The sequence below is a fragment of the Mesorhizobium sp. P5_C1 genome (genome assembly GCF_054049815.1).
On sequence record NZ_JBFULQ010001341.1, the window covers coordinates 1 to 622 of the forward strand.

The following is a 622-nucleotide window of genomic DNA, read 5'->3' on the forward strand; positions in this document are numbered from 1 at the left end:
TCGTAGAGGGGAGCTGGTTTGATCTCTGCTTCTTGGCCTGGTTTTGGATGATGCTGCTTCGGAAACGGCGGCGCCGGATATTCTCGCGCACCGGCCTGCATCGCGCCGGCCGGTTTCAATTTCGTTTTGGCCCGATCGTCCGCATCCACTTTGCGCTGGATTCGCAGCTGCCTTTGGACGGTTTTGGAGGTGTCGGTATTTGTTCCAGTGGGCATGGCTGTCTCCTGGGTTGCTCGGCACAACGTGCATCAGAGGAAAAAGTTGATCCTTGCCGCGATAAAATGGCTGCTTATGCACCTTATCGGAATAATGGCTGCAATCACCGCAGCAATCGTAGACGATCAGCCTCCGGACGACATTGTGGAACCAGCCAGCCAGAGCTGCCCTGAGGAACGATTTTGATGGTTGCGCCACGTGCTGCCTGGAAGGGCTTTCTGAAAGTTGGATCGGTAACTCGCGGGGTGAAGATTGTCGGCGCTACCAGCGAAGCCTCGAAGATCCACTTCAAGATATTGAACCGCAAGGACGGTCTGCCGGTCAAAAGCATCCATGCCGACGAGAAGACAGGCAAGCCGGTCGAACGGACGACCAGCTCAAGGGTTCCGAAATCGAAAAGGATGTC

General features: G+C 55.6%; 1 protein-coding gene and 1 pseudogene. Both read right to left on the reverse strand.

Annotated elements, in window-relative coordinates; all coding sequences use genetic code 11:
- Positions 1-215 (reverse strand): annotated as a pseudogene (locus ACXJ7R_RS35710) (short-chain dehydrogenase); the annotation flags it as partial.
- A 104-nt stretch (positions 216-319) separates the two neighbouring features.
- Positions 320-622, reverse strand: a 303-nt coding sequence (locus tag ACXJ7R_RS35715) for a hypothetical protein (RefSeq protein ID WP_457155886.1), incomplete at its 5' end; no start/stop codon positions are given.